Source organism: Lysinibacillus sp. FSL M8-0216 (assembly GCF_038595555.1).
GTDB lineage: Bacteria > Bacillota > Bacilli > Bacillales_A > Planococcaceae > Lysinibacillus > Lysinibacillus fusiformis.
In genome coordinates this window covers 4,779,167-4,799,870 of record NZ_CP152007.1, presented here as the reverse complement: position 1 = coordinate 4,799,870, position 20,704 = coordinate 4,779,167, and the positions used below count along the sequence as shown (strand labels likewise).

The following is a 20,704-nucleotide window of genomic DNA, read 5'->3' as shown; positions in this document are numbered from 1 at the left end:
TTCCTATTTTTAAAGCAATACTATTGTTAAGATGTACTAGTATGGCTAGATTAATAAAGGAGACTTTACATGAACGAACAACAATTTATTGAGGCACTTAAAAAAAAGGGCATCGAGCTTTCCGAAAAGCAAATTGCTCAATTTAAAAAATACTTTGAATTACTAGTCGAGTGGAATGAAAAGATGAACCTGACTGCTATTACAGATTTAGAAGGTGTTTATTTAAAACATTTCTTTGACTCAATCAGTGCCTCATTTTATTTTGATTTTTCAAAAGTAATAACTGTTTGTGATGTAGGAGCAGGTGCTGGTTTCCCCAGTATCCCAATAAAAATCTGTTTCCCACATTTACATGTCACAATTGTCGACTCCTTAAATAAAAGAATTACATTTTTAAACCATTTAAGTGATGAGTTACAATTAGAAAATATGAATTTTGTGCATGCCCGCGCAGAAGAGTTTGGTCAAAATTTAAAATATCGTGAACAATATGATGTGGTGACAGCACGTGCAGTAGCTCGTTTATCTGTTTTATCGGAGCTATGTGTGCCATTAGCAAAACAAGATGGCTATTTTGTTGCCTTAAAAGCAGCTGCAGGTGCAGAAGAATTAAAAGATGCTAAAAAAGCATTAACAACACTAGGTGTTAAACTGAAAGAAGAATATTCTTTCAAGCTACCTGTGGAAGAAAGTGACCGCACTTTATATATATTTGATAAAATAAAAGGAACACCGAAAAAATACCCGCGTAAGCCAGGTGTACCAAATAAAACACCAATTCAATAATTAGTGTTTCATGTGAAACTTTCTCAAAGTAGAATATATTTTTTCTATTTTGAGCATACATACTAGTTATGGATGGTTCACGCAAAAGTCATCTATGAACTATATACATTTGAGGAAATATAATAAATAATAATAGAATGAGACAGAGCAAGATAGTTACTTAAAGGTGGTGCCACTTGGATGAAAAGTCCTTTTTCACGTTTTTTTGGAGGCGGAAGTAAAACAGAGCCTATTGTGAAAAATGAAGTAGAACAAGCAGAGGCGGTTCAAACAGCAGAAGAAGTCATAAAATTGCCTATTGATGAAATTGTACCTAACCGTTTTCAGCCACGTACTATTTTTGATGATGAAAAAATTGAAGAATTATCAAGAACCATTCATACGCATGGTGTGATTCAGCCAATTGTTGTACGTAAAACATCAGAAAATCAATATGAAATCATTGCCGGTGAGCGTCGTTATCGAGCTATGAAAAAGCTACAATGGACAGAGGTTCCTGCTATTGTACGTAATTTAACCGATAAGGAGACAGCTTCTATTGCGTTAATAGAGAACTTACAGCGTGAGGAATTAACTGCAATTGAAGAAGCGGTAGCCTATCAAAAATTGTTGGAGCTACATGAGCTCACACAAGAAGCTCTTGCCCAAAGACTTGGAAAAGGACAATCCACTGTAGCCAATAAATTACGTTTATTAAGGCTTCCAGATGAAGTGCAACAAGCCATATTACAGCGCAAGATCTCTGAGCGACATGCACGTGCATTAATTGCTATTAAAGATCAACCATTACAACTAGAAATTTTACAACAAACAGTTGATAATGATTGGAATGTTCGCCAGTTAGAGGAACAGATTCAGGTCATCTTGCATCCGGTAACAGACGAGCAGGAGGAGTCGGTACCAAAGAAAGCAAGGCCGAAGCGCAAAGCCATTAGTAAAGATGTCCGTATAGCCTTAAATACTATTAAGCAATCATTAACGATGGTAACGAAAAGTGGTATTACGGTAAATACGGAAGAAGAAGATACAGAAGAATATTATCAAATTACGGTGAAGATACCTAAAAAGAAAAAGGTGTAATAAATTATCTCGGAATAATTTATTAGTAACTTTTCTCTCACTGTAAAAAGGAGATATCTCAGAAAGTTGAATGAGGTGTCTCCTTTTTTGTATATATTCTTAATATTTTATACAACTTCTAACTGTTTTTTTGATAGAATGAAAGTTAGATAGCGGGTTAAATACATTGATTTTACAAATGATTTGTCAAAGTAAACGTTGATAAATGAAAGCAGGTGCTTTTAAATGGGTAGAATTATAGCAATCGCCAATCAAAAGGGTGGCGTAGGAAAAACAACAACTTCAGTCAATTTGAGCGCTTGCCTAGCCTATTTAGGTAAGAAAGTGCTACTTATTGATACTGATCCGCAAGGGAATACAACAAGTGGCCTTGGTATTAATAAAGGAGACATTCAAAGTTGTATTTATGATGTGCTCATTGATGATGAAGATGTTGAAAATGTCATTCAAAAAACAAATGTAGATAATTTATCAATTGTACCAGCCACAATTTCGCTTGCAGGCGCTGAAATTGAATTGGTGTCGACTATTTCAAGGGAAGTACGTTTGAAACATGCATTACAAAATGTAAAAGAAGATTTCGATTATATAATTATTGACTGTCCACCATCTTTAGGACTTTTAACAATTAATGCTTTAACAGCTTCAGATGCATTGATTATTCCAGTACAATGCGAATATTACGCATTGGAAGGTCTAAGCCAATTGCTATCTACTGTTCGTCTTGTACAAAAGCATTTGAACCAACAGTTATATATTGATGGTGTTTTACTAACAATGCTAGATGCAAGAACAAACCTTGGCTTACAAGTTATAGATGAAGTGAAAAAATATTTCCAAGATAAAGTATATAAAACAATAATTCCTCGTAACGTGCGTTTAAGTGAAGCACCTAGTCATGGGCAACCAATCATCACTTATGACGCAAGATCTAGAGGTGCAGAAGTTTATTTGGAGATGGCGAGGGAAGTGATTAAAAATGGCTAAAGGTTTAGGAAAGGGCATTGGTGCACTATTTCCAGGAGAGTCATTAGAACAAAGTGGGCTAGTGGAAGAAATTCAATTAGATTTAATTGTTGCGAACCCATTTCAGCCTCGTAAAATTTTTGATGAAGAAGCTTTACAAGAATTAGCAGATTCGATTAATGAGCATGGCATTTTGCAACCAATTGCTGTACGGAAAAAGGGGCGTAAATTTGAAATCGTTGCAGGGGAACGTCGTTATCGAGCGTGTTTACTAGCAGGTTTAGATGTTATTCCTGTAATCATTAAAGAATTATCAGACGCACAAATGATGGAACTAGCTATTCTAGAGAACCTTCAGCGTGAGGATCTAACAGTCATTGAAGAAGCAGAGGCCTACCAAAGCTTAATGGAAAACTTACATTTAACACAGGAAGAGCTATCAAAGCGTTTAGGAAAAAGTAGACCACATATAGCTAACCATGTTCGTCTCCTTGCTTTACCAGAAGATGTCCGAAATTTTATGAATGATGGGACACTATCTATGGGACAAGGCAGGGCATTACTCGGCTTAAAAAATAAAAGACGAATCTCTGAAGTAGCTATGAAGGTAATGAAGCAAGGTTTAAATGTTCGCCAAGTTGAAATGTTAGTACAATCCTTAAATGAGGAAGTTTCACGTGAAACAATTCCGCCCAAGAAAAAAGATATATTTGTGGCGGCGAAAGAATCTCAATTAAGAGATTATTTTGGAACAAATGTTCAAATTAGAAAGAATAATAATAAAGGGAAAATTGAAATAGAATTTTACTCTGAAGATGATTTAGAGCGCATCTTAGAAATCCTAAATGTACAAGAAGAATAAATGATATTTATATAATTTAATCAGAGCGCCAAGCAAACAGGCGCTCTCTATTTTTTAGAGAGAAGGAAGGCAAAAGGGTGGTAATACTAGGGGCATTGATTAATGCTGTGCTAATTATAGCAGGTGCATTAGTGGGGCGGATTTTCAAAAATATTCCTGAATCTATGAAGTCTACTGTCCTATCCATAATTGGTTTAGCAGTCGCACTATTAGGGATAAAAATGGGATTTGAAAGTGATAATTTTATTATCTTAATCGTAAGTTTAGTGGTGGGTACTGTAGTAGGTGAGTGGTTAGATTTAGATAAGCAAATGAATCGCCTTGGCAAATGGGTAGAGTCATTATTTCGTACAAAACGAAATGATCAAAATCAAATTAGCATTGCAGAAGGGTTTGTCACAGCTTCATTAATCTTTGTTGTTGGCTCCATGGCTGTTATTGGTGCACTTGATAGCGGTCTTCGTAATGATCATAATGTATTGATTACTAAAGGATTAATTGATGGTTTTACATCCATTATTCTAGCATCCACATTAGGTATAGGTGTATTGCTTTCGGCGATACCTGTTTTTATTTATCAAGGATTAATTGCAGTTTTTGCAGGGGTCATTAGTTCTTTTATACCTGATGCTGCGCTACAAATGTATATTACCGAAATGACAGCCGTTGGCGGCGTTATGATTATGGCAATAGGGTTAAATATAGCTGGTTTAACTAAGATCAAGGCTGCTAACTTGCTGCCAGGTATCGTCATTGTTGGTATTATGGTTGCTTTCTTCTACATTTTTTAATGAATAACGGTGGGCGGCCAGTAATAATGCTCTTGAAAGCTTTTCAGCCATAGCATAAGAAATATGAAGCCTTGTATTTTGTAAAACAAGCATTTCCATAAAACCTCCAATATTGACGATTCCTTTAATGGAAATGTCACCGATTGGGGGTAATTCTTTTTTTACAGCCTTCCCAGGAAAAATAGGACCGCTTTGAACGGAAATATGACCGACATTTTGTTCACTACCAAGACAGGCATCAATCGCAATAATGAATGGTTTTGTAGTATGATTGTGTAGCTGTTGAATAGTAGAATCTAGATTTAGAGCATGTAGCGGATCTTCTAAAGAACCGACAATTTCATAGGGGAAGCTAACTGACTTATTTAAAAAGCTACCCGTTAACGGTCCAAGCGTATCACCTGTACAACGGTCGCTGCCAATGCAGCAAAAAATTAGTCGTTCATGATGAAACGGTATATATTCTAAAAATAATGTACTTAATTGCCAAACAGCATTTTTACTTTCGTGATGAAGGGAATAAGGTAGTAACAAATTTGGTATAGTATTCATAAAAAAACTCACTTTCTTTTTATTTTTAGAAGTGCTCAATTTTTATGCAGTATACGCAAATTTTTAGCAAGTTATTCAAGAGGTGGAAACGATGGAATGGAATAAGAAATTAATGGAGAGATACTGGGAAAAGCTCACATCTGACAAACTTTGGGAAGGTGTCATAGATTCTTCTATTGAGATTATGCTAATTTTACTAGTATCCTGGATAGCTGTAAGAATGGGTAAAAAATTGATTAAAAAATTATTTTTAATCCGTATGCGATCCCCATTAAATCATTCAGAGCGACGTCAACGTACGATTTCGAGATTATTACAAAGTGTGATTTCCTATGTTGTTTATTTCTCTGCAATCATTGGCATTCTATCTTCTTTAAATATAAAGGTAGCGGGTCTTTTAGCAGGGGCAGGGATTGTAGGATTAGCTGTCGGTTTTGGTGCCCAAAGTTTAGTGAAGGATGTTATCACGGGCTTCTTTATTATTTTTGAAGATCAGTTTGGTGTAGGGGATTATATAAAAATTAATGGAGCAGAAGGTACAGTTGTAGAAATTGGTTTACGTACTACGAAAATTAATGGGGGGACTGGAGAGCAATTTATCATTCCTAATGGTGCAATTGGTGAGGTCGTCAATTACTCTGTTAACAACTCCAAAATTTTTATAGATTTACAAATGACCGCGGATGCTGACTTTGAAAAAGCTGAGATGGTTATTAATCAATATCTAGAATCATTACCAGAAAAACATAAAGAATTAATAGCGGCACCGGTGTTTTTAGGTGTACAAAATGTCAAAGGTACAGAGGTAACGATCCGTATTGCTGCTGAAACATTACCACAGCAACAATATGGAGTGGCTCGTAGTATACGCCGAGATGTGACAAAGCTTTTTGAGGAGCATCGTATACCAATGGCCCATCCAAAAATGATGTTCTATGACAAAGGTGAGGGGAGAAGTGAGTAAGGTGGAAGAAAAGAAATATGGTTTAAATGATATTGTTGAAATGAAAAAGCAACATCCTTGTGGTACGAATAAATGGAAGATTATTCGTATGGGTGCCGATGTTCGAATTAAATGTGAAGGTTGCCAACATAGCGTAATGATTCCACGTCGAGAATTTGAGAAAAAAATGAAAAAGGTTTTACTTTCTGCTAGTGAGGCATAACTTCAGGCATATTAGACTTTTTGTAAGTGAATCAATATAATAGAAAAGGTTATATGAGAGAAAATTTGAACTGATTATAGAAAGGTTGTGTCCATTCATGGCATTAACAGCTGGAATCGTTGGTTTACCTAACGTTGGAAAATCAACATTATTTAACGCAATTACAAAAGCGGGCGCATTGGCTGCAAACTATCCATTCGCAACGATTGATCCAAATGTCGGTATCGTTGAAGTACCAGACGCACGTTTAGATAAATTAACAGAATTAGTTGTACCTAAAAAAACAGTACCAACAGCATTTGAATTTACAGATATCGCAGGGATTGTAAAAGGTGCTTCCAAAGGTGAAGGTCTAGGGAATAAATTTTTAGCGCATATCCGTGAAGTAGATGCCATTTGCCAAGTTGTACGTTGTTTTGTAGACGAAAATATTACACACGTATCGGGTGCAGTGGATCCAATTGATGATATCGAGGTTATTAACCTAGAGCTAGCACTAGCCGATTTAGAATCAGTAGATAAACGTATCCAACGTGTTAGCAAAATGGCCAAACAAAAAGACAAAGAAGCCATGATTGAAGAGCCAGTACTTTTAAAAATTAAAGAGCAGTTAGAGAACGGTAAACCAGCGCGTGCTGCCGAGCTTTCAGATGATGAACTAAAGGTAATTAAAGGTCTTCATTTGCTAACAATTAAACCAATGCTGTATGTTGCCAATGTTTCAGAAGATGAAGTGGCGGATGCTGACAATAATGAATATGTCAAAAAGGTACGTGAATATGCATCAGCTGAAGGTGCTCAAGTCATTACAATTTGTGCAAAAATCGAGGAAGAAATCTCAGAGCTAGACGATGAGGAAAAGGCTATGTTCTTAGAAGAATTAGGAATTAAAGAGTCTGGTTTAGATCAGCTAATCCGTACTTCTTATGACTTATTAGGCTTAGCTACGTATTTCACTGCTGGTGTACAAGAAGTTCGTGCATGGACGTTCCGTAAAGGGATGAAGGCACCGCAATGTGCAGGGATCATCCATACAGACTTTGAACGAGGCTTCATTCGTGCTGAAACAGTTGCTTATGATGATCTATTAGAGGCAGGTTCTCAAGCAGCGGCTAAGGAAGCTGGTAAGGTACGTCTTGAAGGTAAAGAGTATGAAGTTCAAGATGGCGATATTATGTTATTCCGCTTTAATGTATAAGACGAACAGAGGGCAATCTTAGTGATTGCCTTTTTTCAATTATTGTTTTATCTGAATTTTTAGTGTATGGGAGCGACATCAAATGAACGTAATGGAAATAAAAGAGCGCGGTCTAGAGTTTGAGCAGCTAGAAAGTTTACCCCATGATGTCTTAGAGTTTATGTATGAACAGAAATTGTTCAAATTGTTCACTGCAAATGAACTAGGAGGTCAGAATCTAGATTTAGTAGAGGGAATAAAAGTGTTTCAACAAATAGCTGCCCTCGATGGGAATGTTGGTTGGCTTGTGACAATCGGGACTGGAGGTAATGCATTTATTCCAGCATTTAGCCAAGAAATGTGCGAAAAAATCTTTACCCCTAAAAATGCAGTTATCGCAGGTAGTGGTTATCCAACGGGTGTAGCTGTAAAAGTAGAAGATGGTTATGTAGTAACAGGGCAATGGAAATATTGTAGTGGATCGGACTATGCTACAACCTTTACAATGAATTGTTTGATAGAGCAAGATGGCGTGAAAACAGAAAAAATCATTAGTTGTTGCTTAGACCGTCAAGATGTTGAAGTTTTAAATGATTGGCGCGCAATGGGCTTGAAGGCGACGGCAAGCCATACTATTCGCGTAAACAACGTATGGGTACCTCAGGAGGCTACTTTCCAAATAGGTAAGATCAGAAATAGCTATGGGAATGCTGTACATACCTTTCCATTTACAACCTTTGCAGAGGCTTCCTTTTTAAGCGTTTGTCTAGGGATAACTGAAAATTTTTTAGAAGAAGCATTTATTTTAATCAAGCAACGCAATCATGATGCCCATCGAGCTGAGCGTATGGGAGCATTACAATTTTTACTCATGCAGCAACAAAAGCATTTTAAACAATTTGAAAAGCAGTTCTATACAACCTTGTCGGTATATTGGCAAAAGCATCAGCGAGATGAATCATTGACAGAGGAAGAACTAACACAATTTACACAAATGAGTAAAGAGATTGCTGCTGCTTGTATAGAGATTGCCAATAAATTAATACGTAATCTTGGCATGGATGCTATTACAGAGACTGCCCCAATAAACCGCATTTGGAGAAATTTATATACAGCTGCACAGCATGGCTTTTTAACTCCTTAAGAGTTATGACTAGGCTCTGTTATTTTTACGAATGACAGAGTCTAATTTTCGTATGTATCTTGCCTTGGTGAACGGTCATTTTCTATATAAACATAAAGCTTCGGTAATTTAGGGTCATCTTGCACTAAGGCGTTATTAGGATATTTTCGTAATTCCTTATACATAGCAAAGTCACCTACTGCACCTGCTATTAAAAAGGCTCCTACCAGTATTAAAATGGTATTATTAAAATAAAACCCTGCAATAGTAGGAAGAACGCCAGTCGTCCAAAATGGCAGCAATAATGCCCGTTTCATGGCGTGATTATATAGAGGCTTTGTAGTAGTTGCATAGGCAACACCTAGCTCTAAGTTTATGCCATATTGTAAAGACTTCAAAGGTACTTTGCCAAAGAGCATAAAGCCAAGTAAATGAAAAGCTTCATGCAAAATAATAAAAATTACATACAGAATTACAAACAGTACTGTACCACCAATGATAGCCCAAAAAGAAAAGTGAAAATCTTTAAAGCAAATATATTGAATGGCTATAAATAATATGACAAGACCAACTGTGATCACAATATTGTCGATCATTAATTTTTTTATATTTAATTCAATAACAATAGGTTCTTTATTCGGTAGCACGAAAGTTCTCCTTTCAAGAATTAAACAGGTTACGTTCATTATATAAAATGAATTGTAAGTTTGCGACTTGAAAGAAAAGTACCTATATGTTACAATTCATTGATGTGAGTAATAATTTATTACTTGCTCCTTGCTCCCTTAATATAGGAGAGCCTAGTCCATAAGGAGGTGTAAACAGATGAGAAAATACGAATTAATGTACATCGTACGTCCGAACATTGAAGACGAAGCGAAGAAAGCTCTAGTTGAACGTTTCAACGAAGCTTTAACTTCTAACGGTGCAGAAGTCATCGAATCAAAAGAGTGGGGCAAACGCCGCTTAGCTTATGAAATTCAAGACTTCCGCGAAGGTTACTACCAAATCGTAAAAGTAAACGCTACTTCAGATGCAATCAACGAGTATACACGTCTAGCTAACATCAGCGAAGACATCATTCGTCACATTGCAGTTCGCCAAGAAGCTTAATATTGAATAATTTTTTAACAAAACGCTGAAAAGGAGGTTGCATTCTGATGATAAACCGTGTCGTATTAGTTGGAAGACTAACAAAAGATCCTGAGCTACGTTATACACCAAATGGAATTGCGTCTACAAGATTTACAGTTGCTGTGAATCGTGCATTCTCAAATCAACAAGGTGAACGTGAAGCTGATTTCATTAACTGTGTTGCATGGCGAAAACAGGCTGAAAACCTAGCGAACTTCATGCGAAAAGGAAGTTTAATTGGGGTAGAAGGTCGTATCCAAACAGGCAGTTATGAAGGACAAGACGGTAAGCGAGTATATACAACAGACGTTGTGGCGGATAGCGTACAGTTTTTAGAACCACGTAATGGTAGCGGTGCTCCTGCTCCTCAATACGGTGGTGGACAAACTTACGGTAATAACCAACCGTCATATGGCGGCGGTCAACCACAACAGCAGTTTGGTGGCGCTATGCCAGGACAGGGTTCCTATGGCGGCGATGCTTATCAGCAAAATCAACCACCTATGAATCAGCCAAACTATACACGTGTAGATGAGGATCCATTTGCTAATAGCAAAGGACCGATAGAAGTATCTGAGGATGATCTTCCATTCTAATGCTTCTACAATAAAAAAAGATAAGGAGGAGACACACTATGGCACCACGTCGCGGAGGCCGCAAACGCCGTAAAGTTTGCTACTTCACTTCAAACAATATTACGCACATCGACTACAAAGATGTAGATTTATTAAAAAAATTCATCTCTGAGCGCGGTAAAATTTTACCACGTCGCGTAACTGGCACAAGTGCAAAGTACCAACGTAAATTAACTTCAGCTATTAAAGTATCTCGTATCATGGGATTACTTCCATTCGTAGCAGAAGACAAATAAGATTGATCGTTAAGGAATTGACCTTACATCAATTTTGAATACCAGCATATTACGATATTCGTATCGGGTATGCTGGTTTTTTTTATCGAAAATTGAAGTAGACGTTTTTTAGATAAAATTCATAATAAAGCATATAGTGATCTAAGCGATTTTTGTTCAATACTATGAAAAAATGGTACAATAAAGGGTAGTAAGTTTGACTGAAAAAAAGGAAGGTTTTCAATGCCGAATAATCAAACAAAAGCGCTTGTCCAAGGCTCAATGGTGGTTGCAATTTTTACAGTATTAATGCTGATTTCCGCATATGTACCATTTGTTTTTATAGTAGCTTTAATATTCGCTCCACTACCGATTGCTTGGTATAGTGCAAATTACAAACGTTCCTCATCAATACTCGTAGCAATAGTAGGCTGTATTTTAACTAGTATAGCGAGTGGACTATCGATGCTACCATTTGCCTTTGTTTTGGGGTTACTGGGTGTCGTAATGGGTAACGCTATTTATCAGAAGAAGAGTAAGCTTTATTTATTTATGTCAACGGGGATTGCCAATCTAATCTCGATGGCGCTTGTTTATGTCGCCTATGTAAGATTTGCAGGAATTGACTTCATCAGCATGAGCTTAGAGTTGGCTCGCAAAAATTATGAGCAATCAAATGAATTTGCGAAAAACGTTACAGGGCAAGTGGCGATAAAGCCGGAACAGCTAGAGGCTATGTTTAACACGATCGAGCTGACAATGCCTGCCACAATAACAATATCAGCATTTTTTGCTGCATTTATTATCATAGCGCTAAATTTGCCAGCTTTAAAACGACTTGGCGTGGATGTTCCAAAGTTTGCACCATTCCAAAATATGCGCTTACCACGATCTATTTTATGGTACTACATGATCGTTTTATGCATTAATTTATTTATGCGTCCAGAGGCTGGTTCTACACTAGATATAATCGTATTGAATGTTTCTTATATTTTATGGGTGCTACTCATTCTACAAGGGATATCATTTATCCATTATTTCATTTCTAGAAAAGGGATGCCAAATGGGGTTAAATGGGTTGCTACCGTGTTAGCTATTCCATTATCATCCTTCATGATCTTACTAGGTATCGTTGATTTGGGTTTTGACGTACGTTCACTTGTAAAGGGGAAGACTAAAGAATAAGGGGCTGATTGTAATGGGGACTTTTAGAAAACGACCAATTCGCTATCCGCTTTTTGTTCTTTCCATTTTTGGAATTGTGACGTTCGTACTTCTATGTATTTGGAATATCGGGATAGGTATCGGTTATGGAATAGGTTTTGCTTTACTGATGGTCTACACATGGAAGGTGGAAAAGATTGCTTTTGAAGAAACTGAAAAGCATATAGAATCCATTTCATTCCGTATGAAAAAAGTAGGGGAAGAAGCATTGCTTGAAATGCCAATTGGGATACTGTTGGTGAACGAGCAATATGAAATAGAATGGTCGAATCCATATATGCAAGGAATCTTAAATATGGAATCATTAGTCGGAGAAGGAATTGTTAATATTTCTGATGACATCTACGTACTAATGAAGACTGAAGAAACAAATGAGGCTACAATTACATTACGTGATCGTAAATATCGTGTTTATTATAAAAAAGAGGAACGATTACTATACTTCTTTGATATTACTGAGCAGATTGCTATTGAGAAGCAATACTTTGCAGATCGTACAGTTATCGCTATTTTATTTGTTGATAATTACGATGAAATCACACAGGCCATGGATGACCAACCACGTAGTTTAACAAATACAATGGTTACTTCAATCGTCAATGAATGGGCTGCTGAGCATGGTGTATTTGTAAAAAGAATATCATCAGATCGTTTTTTAGCAGTATTAAATGAATCAATTTTAACAGAGCTTGAAAAGAAAAAATTTGCTATTTTAGATGTTATCCGAGAAAAAACAGCGCAAAAGAATTTATCTTTAACATTAAGTATTGGTGTAGGAGCGGGTTCATCCTCCCTAGTGGAGCTTGGTGAATTGGCACAATCAAGTCTGGATCTCGTATTAGGACGTGGTGGTGACCAAGTTGCCATTAAGCAACCTACAGGAAAGCTAAAATTCTATGGCGGGAAAACTAATCCAGTTGAAAAACGCACACGTGTTAGAGCTCGTGTCATCTCACATGCATTACGTGATTTAATTCAAGATAGTGATCAAGTATTTGTTATGGGACATAAAAGCCCTGATATGGACTCGATTGGTGCATCTGTCGGTGTTCGGAAAATGGCACAAATGAATGATGTGAAGGGCTATGTCATCATAAATTTTGATGAGTTAAATGGTAGCGTTACACGTTTAATGAATGAAATAGAGAGTAAATCAGATTTCTATGAAAACTTCCTAACACCAGAGGAAGCAGCAGGGAAAATGACTGAAAAATCCTTGCTTGTTATTGTGGATACACATAAACCCAATTTAGTTATTGATGCACACCTATTAAAGCTAGCTGAAAAGGTTGTTGTAATCGACCATCATCGACGAAGTGAGGATTTTATTGAAAATCCAACACTTGTTTATATGGAACCGTATGCCTCATCAACTGCTGAGCTGGTAACTGAGTTATTAGAATATCAGCCGAAGCGAGCAAAGATTAATATGCTAGAGGCTACTGCACTACTAGCGGGTATTATTGTCGATACGAAGAGCTTTACACTTCGAACGGGAGCACGTACGTTTGAAGCTGCCTCGTATCTACGGACGAATGGTGCCGATACAGTATTAGTGCAACGTCTTTTAAAAGAAGATGTAGACACCTATATTGAACGATCAAAAATAGTGCAAACGGTTAAATTCGTAAAGCCAGGAATTGCTGTAGCTGTAGGTGAGGAATCGAAAGTGTATGACTCTGTCTTAATTGCACAAACAGCAGATATTTTACTAACTATGAAGGATGTTGGTGCATCCTTTGTTATTGCACATCGGGCAGATGGAAAAATAGGAATTAGTGCCCGATCACTAGGCGAAGTCAATGTCCAGCTTATTATGGAAAGACTTGGCGGTGGTGGTCATTTAACGAACGCCGCCTGCCAAGTAGAAGCCAAAACCATTGATAACGTGAAAACACAATTAGAAGAGGCCATAGAAGAGGTCTTTGAAGGGAGTTCTGACTAATGAAAGTAGTATTTTTAAAAGACGTTAAAGGAAAAGGAAAAAAAGGTGAAATTAAAAACGTAGCAGATGGTTACGCACAAAATTTCTTAATTAAAAATGGCTATGCAGCAGAAGCAAACGCTCAAGCACTAAGTCAATTAGATGGTCAGAAAAAATTAGAAGCAAAAAATGCTGCAGCTGAACTAGCAGAAGCACAAGCGTTAAAGGAAAAAGTAGAAACATTAACAGTTGAGCTAAAAGCAAAGTCTGGTGAAGGCGGTCGTCTATTTGGTTCAGTGTCTACCAAGCAAATTGCTGATGCCCTACAAAAAGTGCATGGCATTAAAATTGATAAACGTAAAATGACTTTAAATGATGGAATTCGTGCACTAGGCTTTACAAATGTTCCTGTAAAACTACATCATGAAGTAACAGCTACATTAAAAGTACATGTAACGGAAGAATAAGGAGCGACGATCCATGAACGAACCGATGATGGACCGCGTTCCACCGCATAACCGGGAGGCGGAGCAATCGGTTATCGGTGCAATTTTCCTTGAGCCACAATCTTTAATCACAGCATCGGAAATTTTATTGGCAGATGATTTTTATTTAAACGCCCACAAGAAGATTTTTGAAACAATGCTGCGGTTAAGCGATCAAGGAAAAGCGATAGATGTTGTTACAGTTACAGAAGAATTATCAGCTAAAAAAGAGATTGAAGACGTTGGCGGGCTATCCTATTTACTAGAGCTCGCCAATGCTGTCCCTACAGCTGCCAACGTCGCTCACTATGCTAAGATCGTTGAGGAAAAGGCACTATTACGTCGCTTAATTCGTGTTGCTACTAAAATTGTTGAGGATGGCTACACACGAGAAGACGAAGTAGAGGCATTACTAGGCGAAGCAGAGAAAAAAATGATGGAGGTTGCCAATAGGAAGAATGCGGGGGACTTTAAGCATGTGAAAGACGTGCTAGTGGAAACCTTCGATAACATTGAGCAGCTTCAATCACAAAAGGGAGATGTAACGGGGATACCGACAGGCTTCCGTGATTTGGATAACATTACTGCTGGCTTCCAACGCAATGATTTAATTATTGTAGCTGCCCGTCCATCCGTAGGGAAAACTGCCTTTGCCTTGAATGTTGCGCAAAGTGTTGCCGTACAGGCACGAGAGAATGTTGCAATCTTCTCTTTAGAGATGGGTGCAGAGCAACTTGTCATGCGTATGCTATGTGCAGAAGGAAATATTGATGCACAAGTTTTACGTACAGGTGCTTTAACTACGGAAGATTGGGGTAAACTAACTATGGCAATGGGGAGTTTATCGAATTCAGGGATCTTTATTGATGATACACCGGGTGTACGTATTAATGAGATTCGTGCAAAATGTCGACGTTTAGCTCAAGAAAATGGGCTTGGAATGATCCTGATTGATTATTTACAGCTTATTCAAGGTAGTGGGAAGCCAGGCGAGAACCGTCAACAAGAGGTATCGGAGATTTCACGATCGCTAAAAGGACTAGCACGTGAATTAAAGGTGCCTGTTATTGCCTTATCGCAGCTATCTCGTGGAGTGGAGCAAAGACAAGATAAACGTCCGATGATGAGTGACTTACGTGAATCGGGAAGTATTGAGCAAGATGCTGATATTGTAGCCTTTTTATACCGTGATGACTATTACGATAAAGAGTCTGAAAGTAAAAATATGATCGAAATTATTATTGCAAAGCAACGTAATGGTCCGACGGGGACAGTTACACTTGCCTTTAAAAAAGAGTTCAATAAATTCATTAATGTGGATTGGTCACAAATGCCACCGCCACCGTCACGTGATTAATCATGTGCGTCATTCAGATAAATTGCCTCTACAAATTAACCTTAGACTGAATTAATCTGAATGTTCGATAATATTCATACCATTCTGTTATTAAACACGAACGTTGAATCAGATTTTTTGATTTTATGTTCGTGTTTTTTACACTTTTTTTATTGACGAGGTGTTTCTATCATTGTTACAATGATTGAGGCTAAAAAATTGAGATACACAGGTATCTAACGGAGGTGCTGATTATGACATCAGTAGTAGTTGTAGGAACACAGTGGGGAGACGAAGGAAAAGGTAAAATTACGGATTTCCTTTCGCAAAAAGCCGATGCAATCGCTCGTTTTGCAGGTGGAGATAATGCAGGACATACCATTAAAATAGATGGTGAAACATATAAACTACATTTAATTCCATCAGGTATCTTCTATAAAGAAAAAACTTCAGTTATTGGCAATGGATTAGTTGTCAATCCAAAATCAATAGTAACAGAACTAAAAGGCTTACAAGAGCGTGGCATTAATACAGATAATTTACGTATTTCTAATCGTGCACATGTTATTCTGCCGTATCATATAAAGCAAGATATTGCGGATGAAGAAAGCCGCGGAGATAATAAAATTGGGACAACTTGTAAAGGGATTGGACCATGCTATCAAGATAAAGTAGCTCGTATTGGTATCCGTATGGCTGATTTACTTGATAAGGATATTTTTGAAGAAAAACTACGTCATAATTTAGCCATTAAAAATAAATTATTCGAGAAATTCTATGAAGTCGAAGGTGTTACTTTCGAAGAGATTTTTGAGGAATACTATGGTTATGGCCAAGAAATCGCAAAATATGTGACAGATACATCTAAAATTTTGAATGATGTACTTGATGAAGGCGGTAAAGTATTATTTGAAGGCGCTCAAGGTATTTTGCTTGATGTCGATCAAGGTACGTATCCATATGTTACATCTTCAAATCCTGTTGCAGGTGGTGTAGCAATTGGTGCTGGTGTTGGTCCTTCACTTGTAACAAGCGTTATTGGAGTATCTAAAGCTTATACATCTCGTGTAGGTGATGGTCCATTCCCTACAGAATTATTTGATGAAGTAGGTCAGCAAATTCGTGAAGTTGGTCGTGAATATGGTACAACAACAGGCCGTCCACGTCGTGTAGGTTGGTTCGATACGGTAGTTGTTCGTCACTCACGTCGCGTAAGTGGTATTACGCATCTAGCACTTAACTCAATTGATGTTTTATCTGGTTTAGAGACAGTAAAAATCTGTACAGCCTATAACTATAAAGGTGAAACAATTACAGAATACCCAGCAAATCTTCATATTATTGAACAATGTGAACCAATCTATGAAGAGCTTCCAGGATGGTCTGAGGACGTTACAGCATGCCGTACTTTAGAAGAGCTACCTGAAAATGCACGACGCTATGTAGAGCGTGTTAGTGAATTAACAGGTATTCAAATTGCTACTTTCTCAGTTGGTCCTGCTCGTGAGCAAACAAACGTATTAGTAGATGTTTGGGAAGCCTAATAAAATAAATACAATAAAAAGGGCGTGCCATAGATGGTACGCCCTTTTCTTAGTGAATATCCTTCTTCTTGAAACGACCACCTTTTACCTCTGCTATATTACCAATGGCTAAAAATGCATTGTCATCGATATCCGCAACAATGGTTTTCAGCTTCGATTCTTCCAAGCGAGTAATAACAGTAAAGATGACCTTTTTATCATTTCCTGTATAAGCCCCTTCACCATGAAGGAAAGTGACACCACGACCAAGTCGATCCATAATGGTTTGTCCAATTTCATCAATAGCATCACTTATGATATAAACTGATTTTGATTCTTCCAACCCTTGAATTACAATATCAATCATTTTATAAGCAATATAATATGCAATGATGGAGTACATAGCTTGTTCCCAGTTAAATACAAATCCTGCTACTGCAAAAATAATAATGTTGAAGAACATAATGATTTCTCCAACTGAAAAAGGAGTTTTACTATTAAATAAAATTGCCAATATTTCAGTTCCGTCTAAAGAACCGCCATAACGAATGACAATACCGACACCAACTCCTAAAATCATCCCACCAAAAACTGTGGCCAATAATGTATCTTCCGTAAATGGATGTAGGTTATGTAAAGCAAGAGTTGCAGTAGAGAGTACAGTAATACCTAGCCCTGTGGACAGCGCGAAGGTTTTACCAATTTGTTTGTAGCCTAAAAAAATAAAAGGTAAGTTTAAAATGAAGATGAAGATACCAAGGGGTAAATTTAATAAATGAGATGTAATAATGGAAACACCTACGATGCCTCCATCCATAATGTGGTTGGGTACTAAAAATAACTCTAAGCCCAAAGCCATAATGATTGCACCTAACGGCACCATAATAATCCTTAGAAATGTTTTACGCATGTTACTTTTCTGATGCCGCAACATTTTTGCTGCCATATCAGAGGTCTGTGAATCACTCAATTTAATCGCTCCAATCCATAATGTGCCTTCCTTTATATTTTATCGGAATATTAAAAAAGTAAAAAGTATTATGCCTAAATTCACTTGAAAAAAATAATAGAATACTATACCAATGGCTTAGTATATGATTTTTAATACGGTAAATAACGTTGTTCCATACCCATTTTATGAATAAAAATACAGTGTTTATCAACTATATAAAATATATTCTATGTAACAATTAGTAGATAAATAATACATTTACATTACAAAAGAGTGAAATCATTCAAACGCTATTTTCTTTATGATACATTATAAGGGTGCAAAAATTCCTTGTGGGTAAATCATCCTATTACAAGGGAAAGTTGGAAGGGGCTTTATTGATGAATTCGTTTTGGAATAAAAAAGAAGAAAACAATAGATTCACCTACAATTTTTCTTCTTTTAAAAAGGTTTCGATCATGGCAGTTTTAATGACGAGCCTAACGATAAATATGGGTTTTGCTAAAGAACATACGAAAGAAAATTTAAATAAAATATACCATGTCTATGTGGGAAATGATTATATTGGTGCAGTATCTGACGAGAAAGCTATTCAAGAAGTTATTACATCAAAAGAAAAAGAAGCAAGTCAGCAATTCAAAGAGTTATCTATGGATGCTAGCTCATCTGTTAAAATAATCCCAGAACAAGTTTTTACGAATGAAACAAAAGATGCAGAAACATTATCCAAACTTAAGCAATCTTTAGTAGCGAAATCGGATGCTTTTACATTACTAGTAAATCATAAGCCAGTCGTATCATTAAAAAATACGGAAGCCTATGAAAAAACGGTTCAACTGTTGAAGCTACAATATATTTCTCAGCCAGAGTTAGATAAATTAGCGAAAAACCAACAATCTACAATTAATTTACCAGAATTACAAGCAGGCGAATCACGACTTTTAGATATTTCATTTAAACAGGATGTTTCAGGAATATCTCAAAAAGTTACACCAACTCAAATCTTAACACCTGAGCAAGCCGTAAACTATTTAATGACAGGCTACCTTGAACAAGATAGCTATAAAATTCAATCAGGTGATGTATTAGGTTCTGTCGCAAAAAAACATAATTTAACAACGAGTGAGCTGCTAGATTTAAACCCTGATGTAACAGTTGATACTGTTTTACAAGTTGGACAGGAATTGAATGTAACGGTTGCAAAGCCATTTGTAAATCTTGAGGTTAAAAAGAAAAAGAAAGTAGCAGATGTGATTCCATTCAAAAAAGTAGTGGAAGAAGATCCTACTATGTATAAAGGTGAAAAGGTCATCAAGCAAGAAGGCGCTAATGGTAAAAAAGAAACAACATACGCCCTAACGTCTGAAAATGGTAAACAAACAGCAAAAGTTGCATTAGAAGAAAAAGTTACCCAAGAACCAGTGGAACAAATTGAAGTAGTTGGGACAAAGGTAATCTCTTCACGTGGCACAGGTGAATTTTCATGGCCAGCTGTAGGAGGCTATATCTCAAGCGGTATGGGCGAACGTTGGGGCGCCTTCCACCGTGGAATCGACATTGCTCGTCCAAGTAATTATAATATTTTGGCGGCCGATAATGGTGTAGTTAGTGCAGCTGGTACGTCTGGTACTTATGGTAATCGCATTGTAATTAATCACAATAATGGTTATACAACGCTTTATGGACATCTATCTTCTATTAATGTTGAAGTAGGACAAGTAGTGGAAAAGGGCTCTGTTATCGGTATTATGGGTTCTACTGGAAATTCGACAGGCACACATTTACACTTTGAAGTTGAAAAGAACGGTTCATTAGTTAATCCGTTATCATATGTAGGCCGATAAACATTTTGAATAGTAGACAGTCCAAATAGTGGGCTGTCTTTTCTATTATTTCCCGAGAAATACTTGTTGAAATATAGCCCATTTTGTCAAAGTATTTAAAGTGATTGATGAACGATTAATGCAAGGAAACTGAAAGCATGATAGAGTTAAGAGTAGTGAACTTACAAATACAACATGTTTAAGAATAGATAAAAAACGAAAGGGAGAGAATGAATGAACAAAACAATTTTAGTTGTTGATGATGAAAAACCAATCGCAGATATTCTGCAATTTAATTTAATAAAAGAAGGATATAAAGTGATATGTGCGTATGATGGTGATGAGGCACTAAAGAAGGTTGAGGAAGAGCAACCAGATTTAATGCTACTAGATATCATGCTACCAAAGCGCGATGGTATGGAAGTATGTAGAGAGATACGGAAAAAATATGATTTCCCTATTATAATGCTGACGGCTAAAGGCTCTGAGATTGATAAAGTATTAGGCTTAGAAATGGGCGCAGATGATTATGTCACTAAGCCATTCAGTACACGAGAGCTTATTGCTCGTGTAAAGGCAAATATGCGACGTTTACAGGTTGCTGCACCTGCAGCAGAAGAAGCAGAAGAGGAATCAAACGAAATTGTTGTAGGTTCCCTTGTTATCCAGCCAGATGCTTATTTAGTAATGAAGCGTGATGAGGCTATTGAGCTTACTCATCGAGAATTTGAGCTACTACATTATTTAGGTAAACATATTGGACAAGTAATGACACGTGAACATCTTTTACAAACGGTATGGGGCTATGACTACTTTGGAGATGTTCGTACTGTTGACGTAACAATTCGTCGTTTACGTGAAAAAATCGAGGATAATCCTAGTCACCCTGCTTGGATTGTCACAAGACGTGGTGTAGGTTATTATTTACGAAATCCTGAACAGGAGTAATA

The 20,704-nt window shown here is 36.9% G+C and carries 22 protein-coding genes; 19 read left to right on the top strand and 3 right to left on the bottom strand.

Annotated features, from left to right (window positions below):
- Positions 1-69 precede the first annotated feature (69 nt).
- The 5 genes from rsmG (at position 70) to MKX57_RS23925 (ending at position 4,485) form a co-directional block, all read left to right on the top strand.
- Complete coding sequence (gene rsmG / locus MKX57_RS23945; RefSeq protein ID WP_008177975.1) at positions 70-786, top strand: 16S rRNA (guanine(527)-N(7))-methyltransferase RsmG; 717 nt, start codon at positions 70-72, stop codon at positions 784-786.
- A gap of 180 nt (positions 787-966) precedes the next feature.
- On the top strand, positions 967-1,866 hold the full coding sequence (gene noc, locus MKX57_RS23940) for a nucleoid occlusion protein (protein ID WP_008177973.1): 900 nt from the start codon (positions 967-969) through the stop codon (positions 1,864-1,866).
- A 225-nt stretch (positions 1,867-2,091) separates the two neighbouring features.
- Positions 2,092-2,853 carry an AAA family ATPase gene (locus tag MKX57_RS23935; protein ID WP_008177971.1) on the top strand — a complete coding sequence of 254 codons (762 nt, stop codon included), beginning with the start codon at positions 2,092-2,094 and terminating at the stop codon, positions 2,851-2,853.
- Positions 2,846-3,694, top strand: coding sequence for a ParB/RepB/Spo0J family partition protein (locus MKX57_RS23930; protein WP_008177969.1), 849 nt, complete (start codon positions 2,846-2,848; stop codon positions 3,692-3,694). The genes MKX57_RS23935 and MKX57_RS23930 overlap by 8 nt, the downstream gene beginning before the upstream one ends.
- Before the next feature lie 77 nt (positions 3,695-3,771).
- The gene (locus tag MKX57_RS23925) at positions 3,772-4,485 is read left to right on the top strand and encodes a DUF554 domain-containing protein (protein WP_342531391.1); all 714 of its coding nucleotides are present in this window, start codon (positions 3,772-3,774) and stop codon (positions 4,483-4,485) included.
- Here MKX57_RS23925 and yyaC read toward each other — a convergent pair.
- Positions 4,405-5,037, bottom strand: coding sequence for a spore protease YyaC (yyaC, locus tag MKX57_RS23920; RefSeq protein ID WP_036121907.1), 633 nt, complete (start codon positions 5,035-5,037; stop codon positions 4,405-4,407). The two genes, MKX57_RS23925 and yyaC, sit on opposite strands and share 81 nt — an antisense overlap.
- A 91-nt stretch (positions 5,038-5,128) precedes the next feature.
- Between yyaC and MKX57_RS23915 the strand changes: the two genes are divergently transcribed.
- From MKX57_RS23915 to MKX57_RS23900, 4 genes are all read left to right on the top strand, one after another.
- A complete protein-coding gene (locus tag MKX57_RS23915) occupies positions 5,129-6,001 on the top strand; it encodes a mechanosensitive ion channel family protein (protein WP_043990424.1) in 873 nt (290 codons plus the stop codon).
- A 1-nt stretch (position 6,002) separates the two neighbouring features.
- Complete coding sequence (locus tag MKX57_RS23910) at positions 6,003-6,203, top strand: DUF951 domain-containing protein (RefSeq protein ID WP_008177961.1); 201 nt, start codon at positions 6,003-6,005, stop codon at positions 6,201-6,203.
- 97 nt (positions 6,204-6,300) lie between these two features.
- Complete coding sequence (gene ychF / locus MKX57_RS23905) at positions 6,301-7,401, top strand: redox-regulated ATPase YchF (RefSeq protein WP_008177960.1); 1,101 nt, start codon at positions 6,301-6,303, stop codon at positions 7,399-7,401.
- Between the two features lie 82 nt (positions 7,402-7,483).
- A complete protein-coding gene (locus tag MKX57_RS23900) occupies positions 7,484-8,524 on the top strand; it encodes an acyl-CoA dehydrogenase (protein WP_089986461.1) in 1,041 nt (346 codons plus the stop codon).
- 41 nt (positions 8,525-8,565) lie between these two features.
- Here the strand turns inward: MKX57_RS23900 and MKX57_RS23895 are convergent, their stop codons facing one another.
- The gene (locus MKX57_RS23895; RefSeq protein WP_008177957.1) at positions 8,566-9,150 is read right to left on the bottom strand and encodes a DUF3267 domain-containing protein; all 585 of its coding nucleotides are present in this window, start codon (positions 9,148-9,150) and stop codon (positions 8,566-8,568) included.
- A 178-nt stretch (positions 9,151-9,328) separates the two neighbouring features.
- Between MKX57_RS23895 and rpsF the strand changes: the two genes are divergently transcribed.
- The 8 genes from rpsF to MKX57_RS23855 all read left to right on the top strand — a co-directional run bounded on the left by rpsF (position 9,329) and on the right by MKX57_RS23855 (position 17,000).
- Positions 9,329-9,616: a 30S ribosomal protein S6 gene (gene rpsF, locus MKX57_RS23890; protein WP_008177955.1), complete on the top strand. Its 288-nt coding sequence runs from the start codon at positions 9,329-9,331 to the stop codon at positions 9,614-9,616.
- A gap of 47 nt (positions 9,617-9,663) precedes the next feature.
- Complete coding sequence (ssb, locus tag MKX57_RS23885; RefSeq protein WP_008177953.1) at positions 9,664-10,233, top strand: single-stranded DNA-binding protein; 570 nt, start codon at positions 9,664-9,666, stop codon at positions 10,231-10,233.
- Between the two features lie 38 nt (positions 10,234-10,271).
- On the top strand, positions 10,272-10,508 hold the full coding sequence (gene rpsR / locus MKX57_RS23880) for a 30S ribosomal protein S18 (RefSeq protein ID WP_004233359.1): 237 nt from the start codon (positions 10,272-10,274) through the stop codon (positions 10,506-10,508).
- Between the two features lie 222 nt (positions 10,509-10,730).
- A complete protein-coding gene (locus MKX57_RS23875; RefSeq protein ID WP_089986460.1) occupies positions 10,731-11,672 on the top strand; it encodes a YybS family protein in 942 nt (313 codons plus the stop codon).
- Between the two features lie 13 nt (positions 11,673-11,685).
- Positions 11,686-13,656, top strand: a complete 1,971-nt coding sequence (locus MKX57_RS23870; protein WP_008177945.1) for a DHH family phosphoesterase — start codon at positions 11,686-11,688, stop codon at positions 13,654-13,656.
- Positions 13,656-14,102, top strand: a complete 447-nt coding sequence (rplI, locus tag MKX57_RS23865) for a 50S ribosomal protein L9 (protein WP_008177943.1) — start codon at positions 13,656-13,658, stop codon at positions 14,100-14,102. The genes MKX57_RS23870 and rplI overlap by 1 nt, the downstream gene beginning before the upstream one ends.
- Positions 14,103-14,115: 13 nt before the next feature.
- Positions 14,116-15,477 carry a replicative DNA helicase gene (dnaB, locus tag MKX57_RS23860; protein WP_008177941.1) on the top strand — a complete coding sequence of 454 codons (1,362 nt, stop codon included), beginning with the start codon at positions 14,116-14,118 and terminating at the stop codon, positions 15,475-15,477.
- Positions 15,478-15,710: 233 nt separating this feature from the next.
- Positions 15,711-17,000: an adenylosuccinate synthase gene (locus MKX57_RS23855; protein WP_008177939.1), complete on the top strand. Its 1,290-nt coding sequence runs from the start codon at positions 15,711-15,713 to the stop codon at positions 16,998-17,000.
- Positions 17,001-17,049: 49 nt separating this feature from the next.
- Here MKX57_RS23855 and MKX57_RS23850 read toward each other — a convergent pair whose 3' ends face one another.
- Positions 17,050-17,913 (bottom strand): YitT family protein, encoded by an 864-nt coding sequence (locus tag MKX57_RS23850; RefSeq protein WP_164908776.1) that lies wholly within the window; start codon positions 17,911-17,913, stop codon positions 17,050-17,052.
- 398 nt (positions 17,914-18,311) lie between these two features.
- On the opposite strand from MKX57_RS23850, the gene MKX57_RS23845 reads away from it, so the two are divergent.
- Both MKX57_RS23845 and yycF read left to right on the top strand, forming a co-directional pair.
- Positions 18,312-19,775 carry a M23 family metallopeptidase gene (locus MKX57_RS23845; RefSeq protein WP_043990419.1) on the top strand — a complete coding sequence of 488 codons (1,464 nt, stop codon included), beginning with the start codon at positions 18,312-18,314 and terminating at the stop codon, positions 19,773-19,775.
- Between the two features lie 213 nt (positions 19,776-19,988).
- The gene (gene yycF / locus MKX57_RS23840) at positions 19,989-20,702 is read left to right on the top strand and encodes a response regulator YycF (protein ID WP_008177934.1); all 714 of its coding nucleotides are present in this window, start codon (positions 19,989-19,991) and stop codon (positions 20,700-20,702) included.
- Positions 20,703-20,704 lie beyond the last annotated feature (2 nt).

Coding starts and splice junctions, on each gene's coding strand:
- rsmG (WP_008177975.1), top strand. CDS start 70: ATGAACGAACAACAATTTATTGAGGCACTTAAAAAAAAGGGCATCGAG.
- noc (WP_008177973.1), top strand. CDS start 967: ATGAAAAGTCCTTTTTCACGTTTTTTTGGAGGCGGAAGTAAAACAGAG.
- MKX57_RS23935 (WP_008177971.1), top strand. CDS start 2,092: ATGGGTAGAATTATAGCAATCGCCAATCAAAAGGGTGGCGTAGGAAAA.
- MKX57_RS23930 (WP_008177969.1), top strand. CDS start 2,846: ATGGCTAAAGGTTTAGGAAAGGGCATTGGTGCACTATTTCCAGGAGAG.
- yyaC (WP_036121907.1), bottom strand. CDS start 5,037: ATGAATACTATACCAAATTTGTTACTACCTTATTCCCTTCATCACGAA.
- MKX57_RS23915 (WP_043990424.1), top strand. CDS start 5,129: ATGGAATGGAATAAGAAATTAATGGAGAGATACTGGGAAAAGCTCACA.
- ychF (WP_008177960.1), top strand. CDS start 6,301: ATGGCATTAACAGCTGGAATCGTTGGTTTACCTAACGTTGGAAAATCA.
- MKX57_RS23900 (WP_089986461.1), top strand. CDS start 7,484: ATGAACGTAATGGAAATAAAAGAGCGCGGTCTAGAGTTTGAGCAGCTA.
- rpsF (WP_008177955.1), top strand. CDS start 9,329: ATGAGAAAATACGAATTAATGTACATCGTACGTCCGAACATTGAAGAC.
- ssb (WP_008177953.1), top strand. CDS start 9,664: ATGATAAACCGTGTCGTATTAGTTGGAAGACTAACAAAAGATCCTGAG.
- rpsR (WP_004233359.1), top strand. CDS start 10,272: ATGGCACCACGTCGCGGAGGCCGCAAACGCCGTAAAGTTTGCTACTTC.
- MKX57_RS23875 (WP_089986460.1), top strand. CDS start 10,731: ATGCCGAATAATCAAACAAAAGCGCTTGTCCAAGGCTCAATGGTGGTT.
- MKX57_RS23870 (WP_008177945.1), top strand. CDS start 11,686: ATGGGGACTTTTAGAAAACGACCAATTCGCTATCCGCTTTTTGTTCTT.
- rplI (WP_008177943.1), top strand. CDS start 13,656: ATGAAAGTAGTATTTTTAAAAGACGTTAAAGGAAAAGGAAAAAAAGGT.
- dnaB (WP_008177941.1), top strand. CDS start 14,116: ATGAACGAACCGATGATGGACCGCGTTCCACCGCATAACCGGGAGGCG.
- MKX57_RS23855 (WP_008177939.1), top strand. CDS start 15,711: ATGACATCAGTAGTAGTTGTAGGAACACAGTGGGGAGACGAAGGAAAA.
- MKX57_RS23850 (WP_164908776.1), bottom strand. CDS start 17,913: ATGTTGCGGCATCAGAAAAGTAACATGCGTAAAACATTTCTAAGGATT.
- MKX57_RS23845 (WP_043990419.1), top strand. CDS start 18,312: ATGAATTCGTTTTGGAATAAAAAAGAAGAAAACAATAGATTCACCTAC.
- yycF (WP_008177934.1), top strand. CDS start 19,989: ATGAACAAAACAATTTTAGTTGTTGATGATGAAAAACCAATCGCAGAT.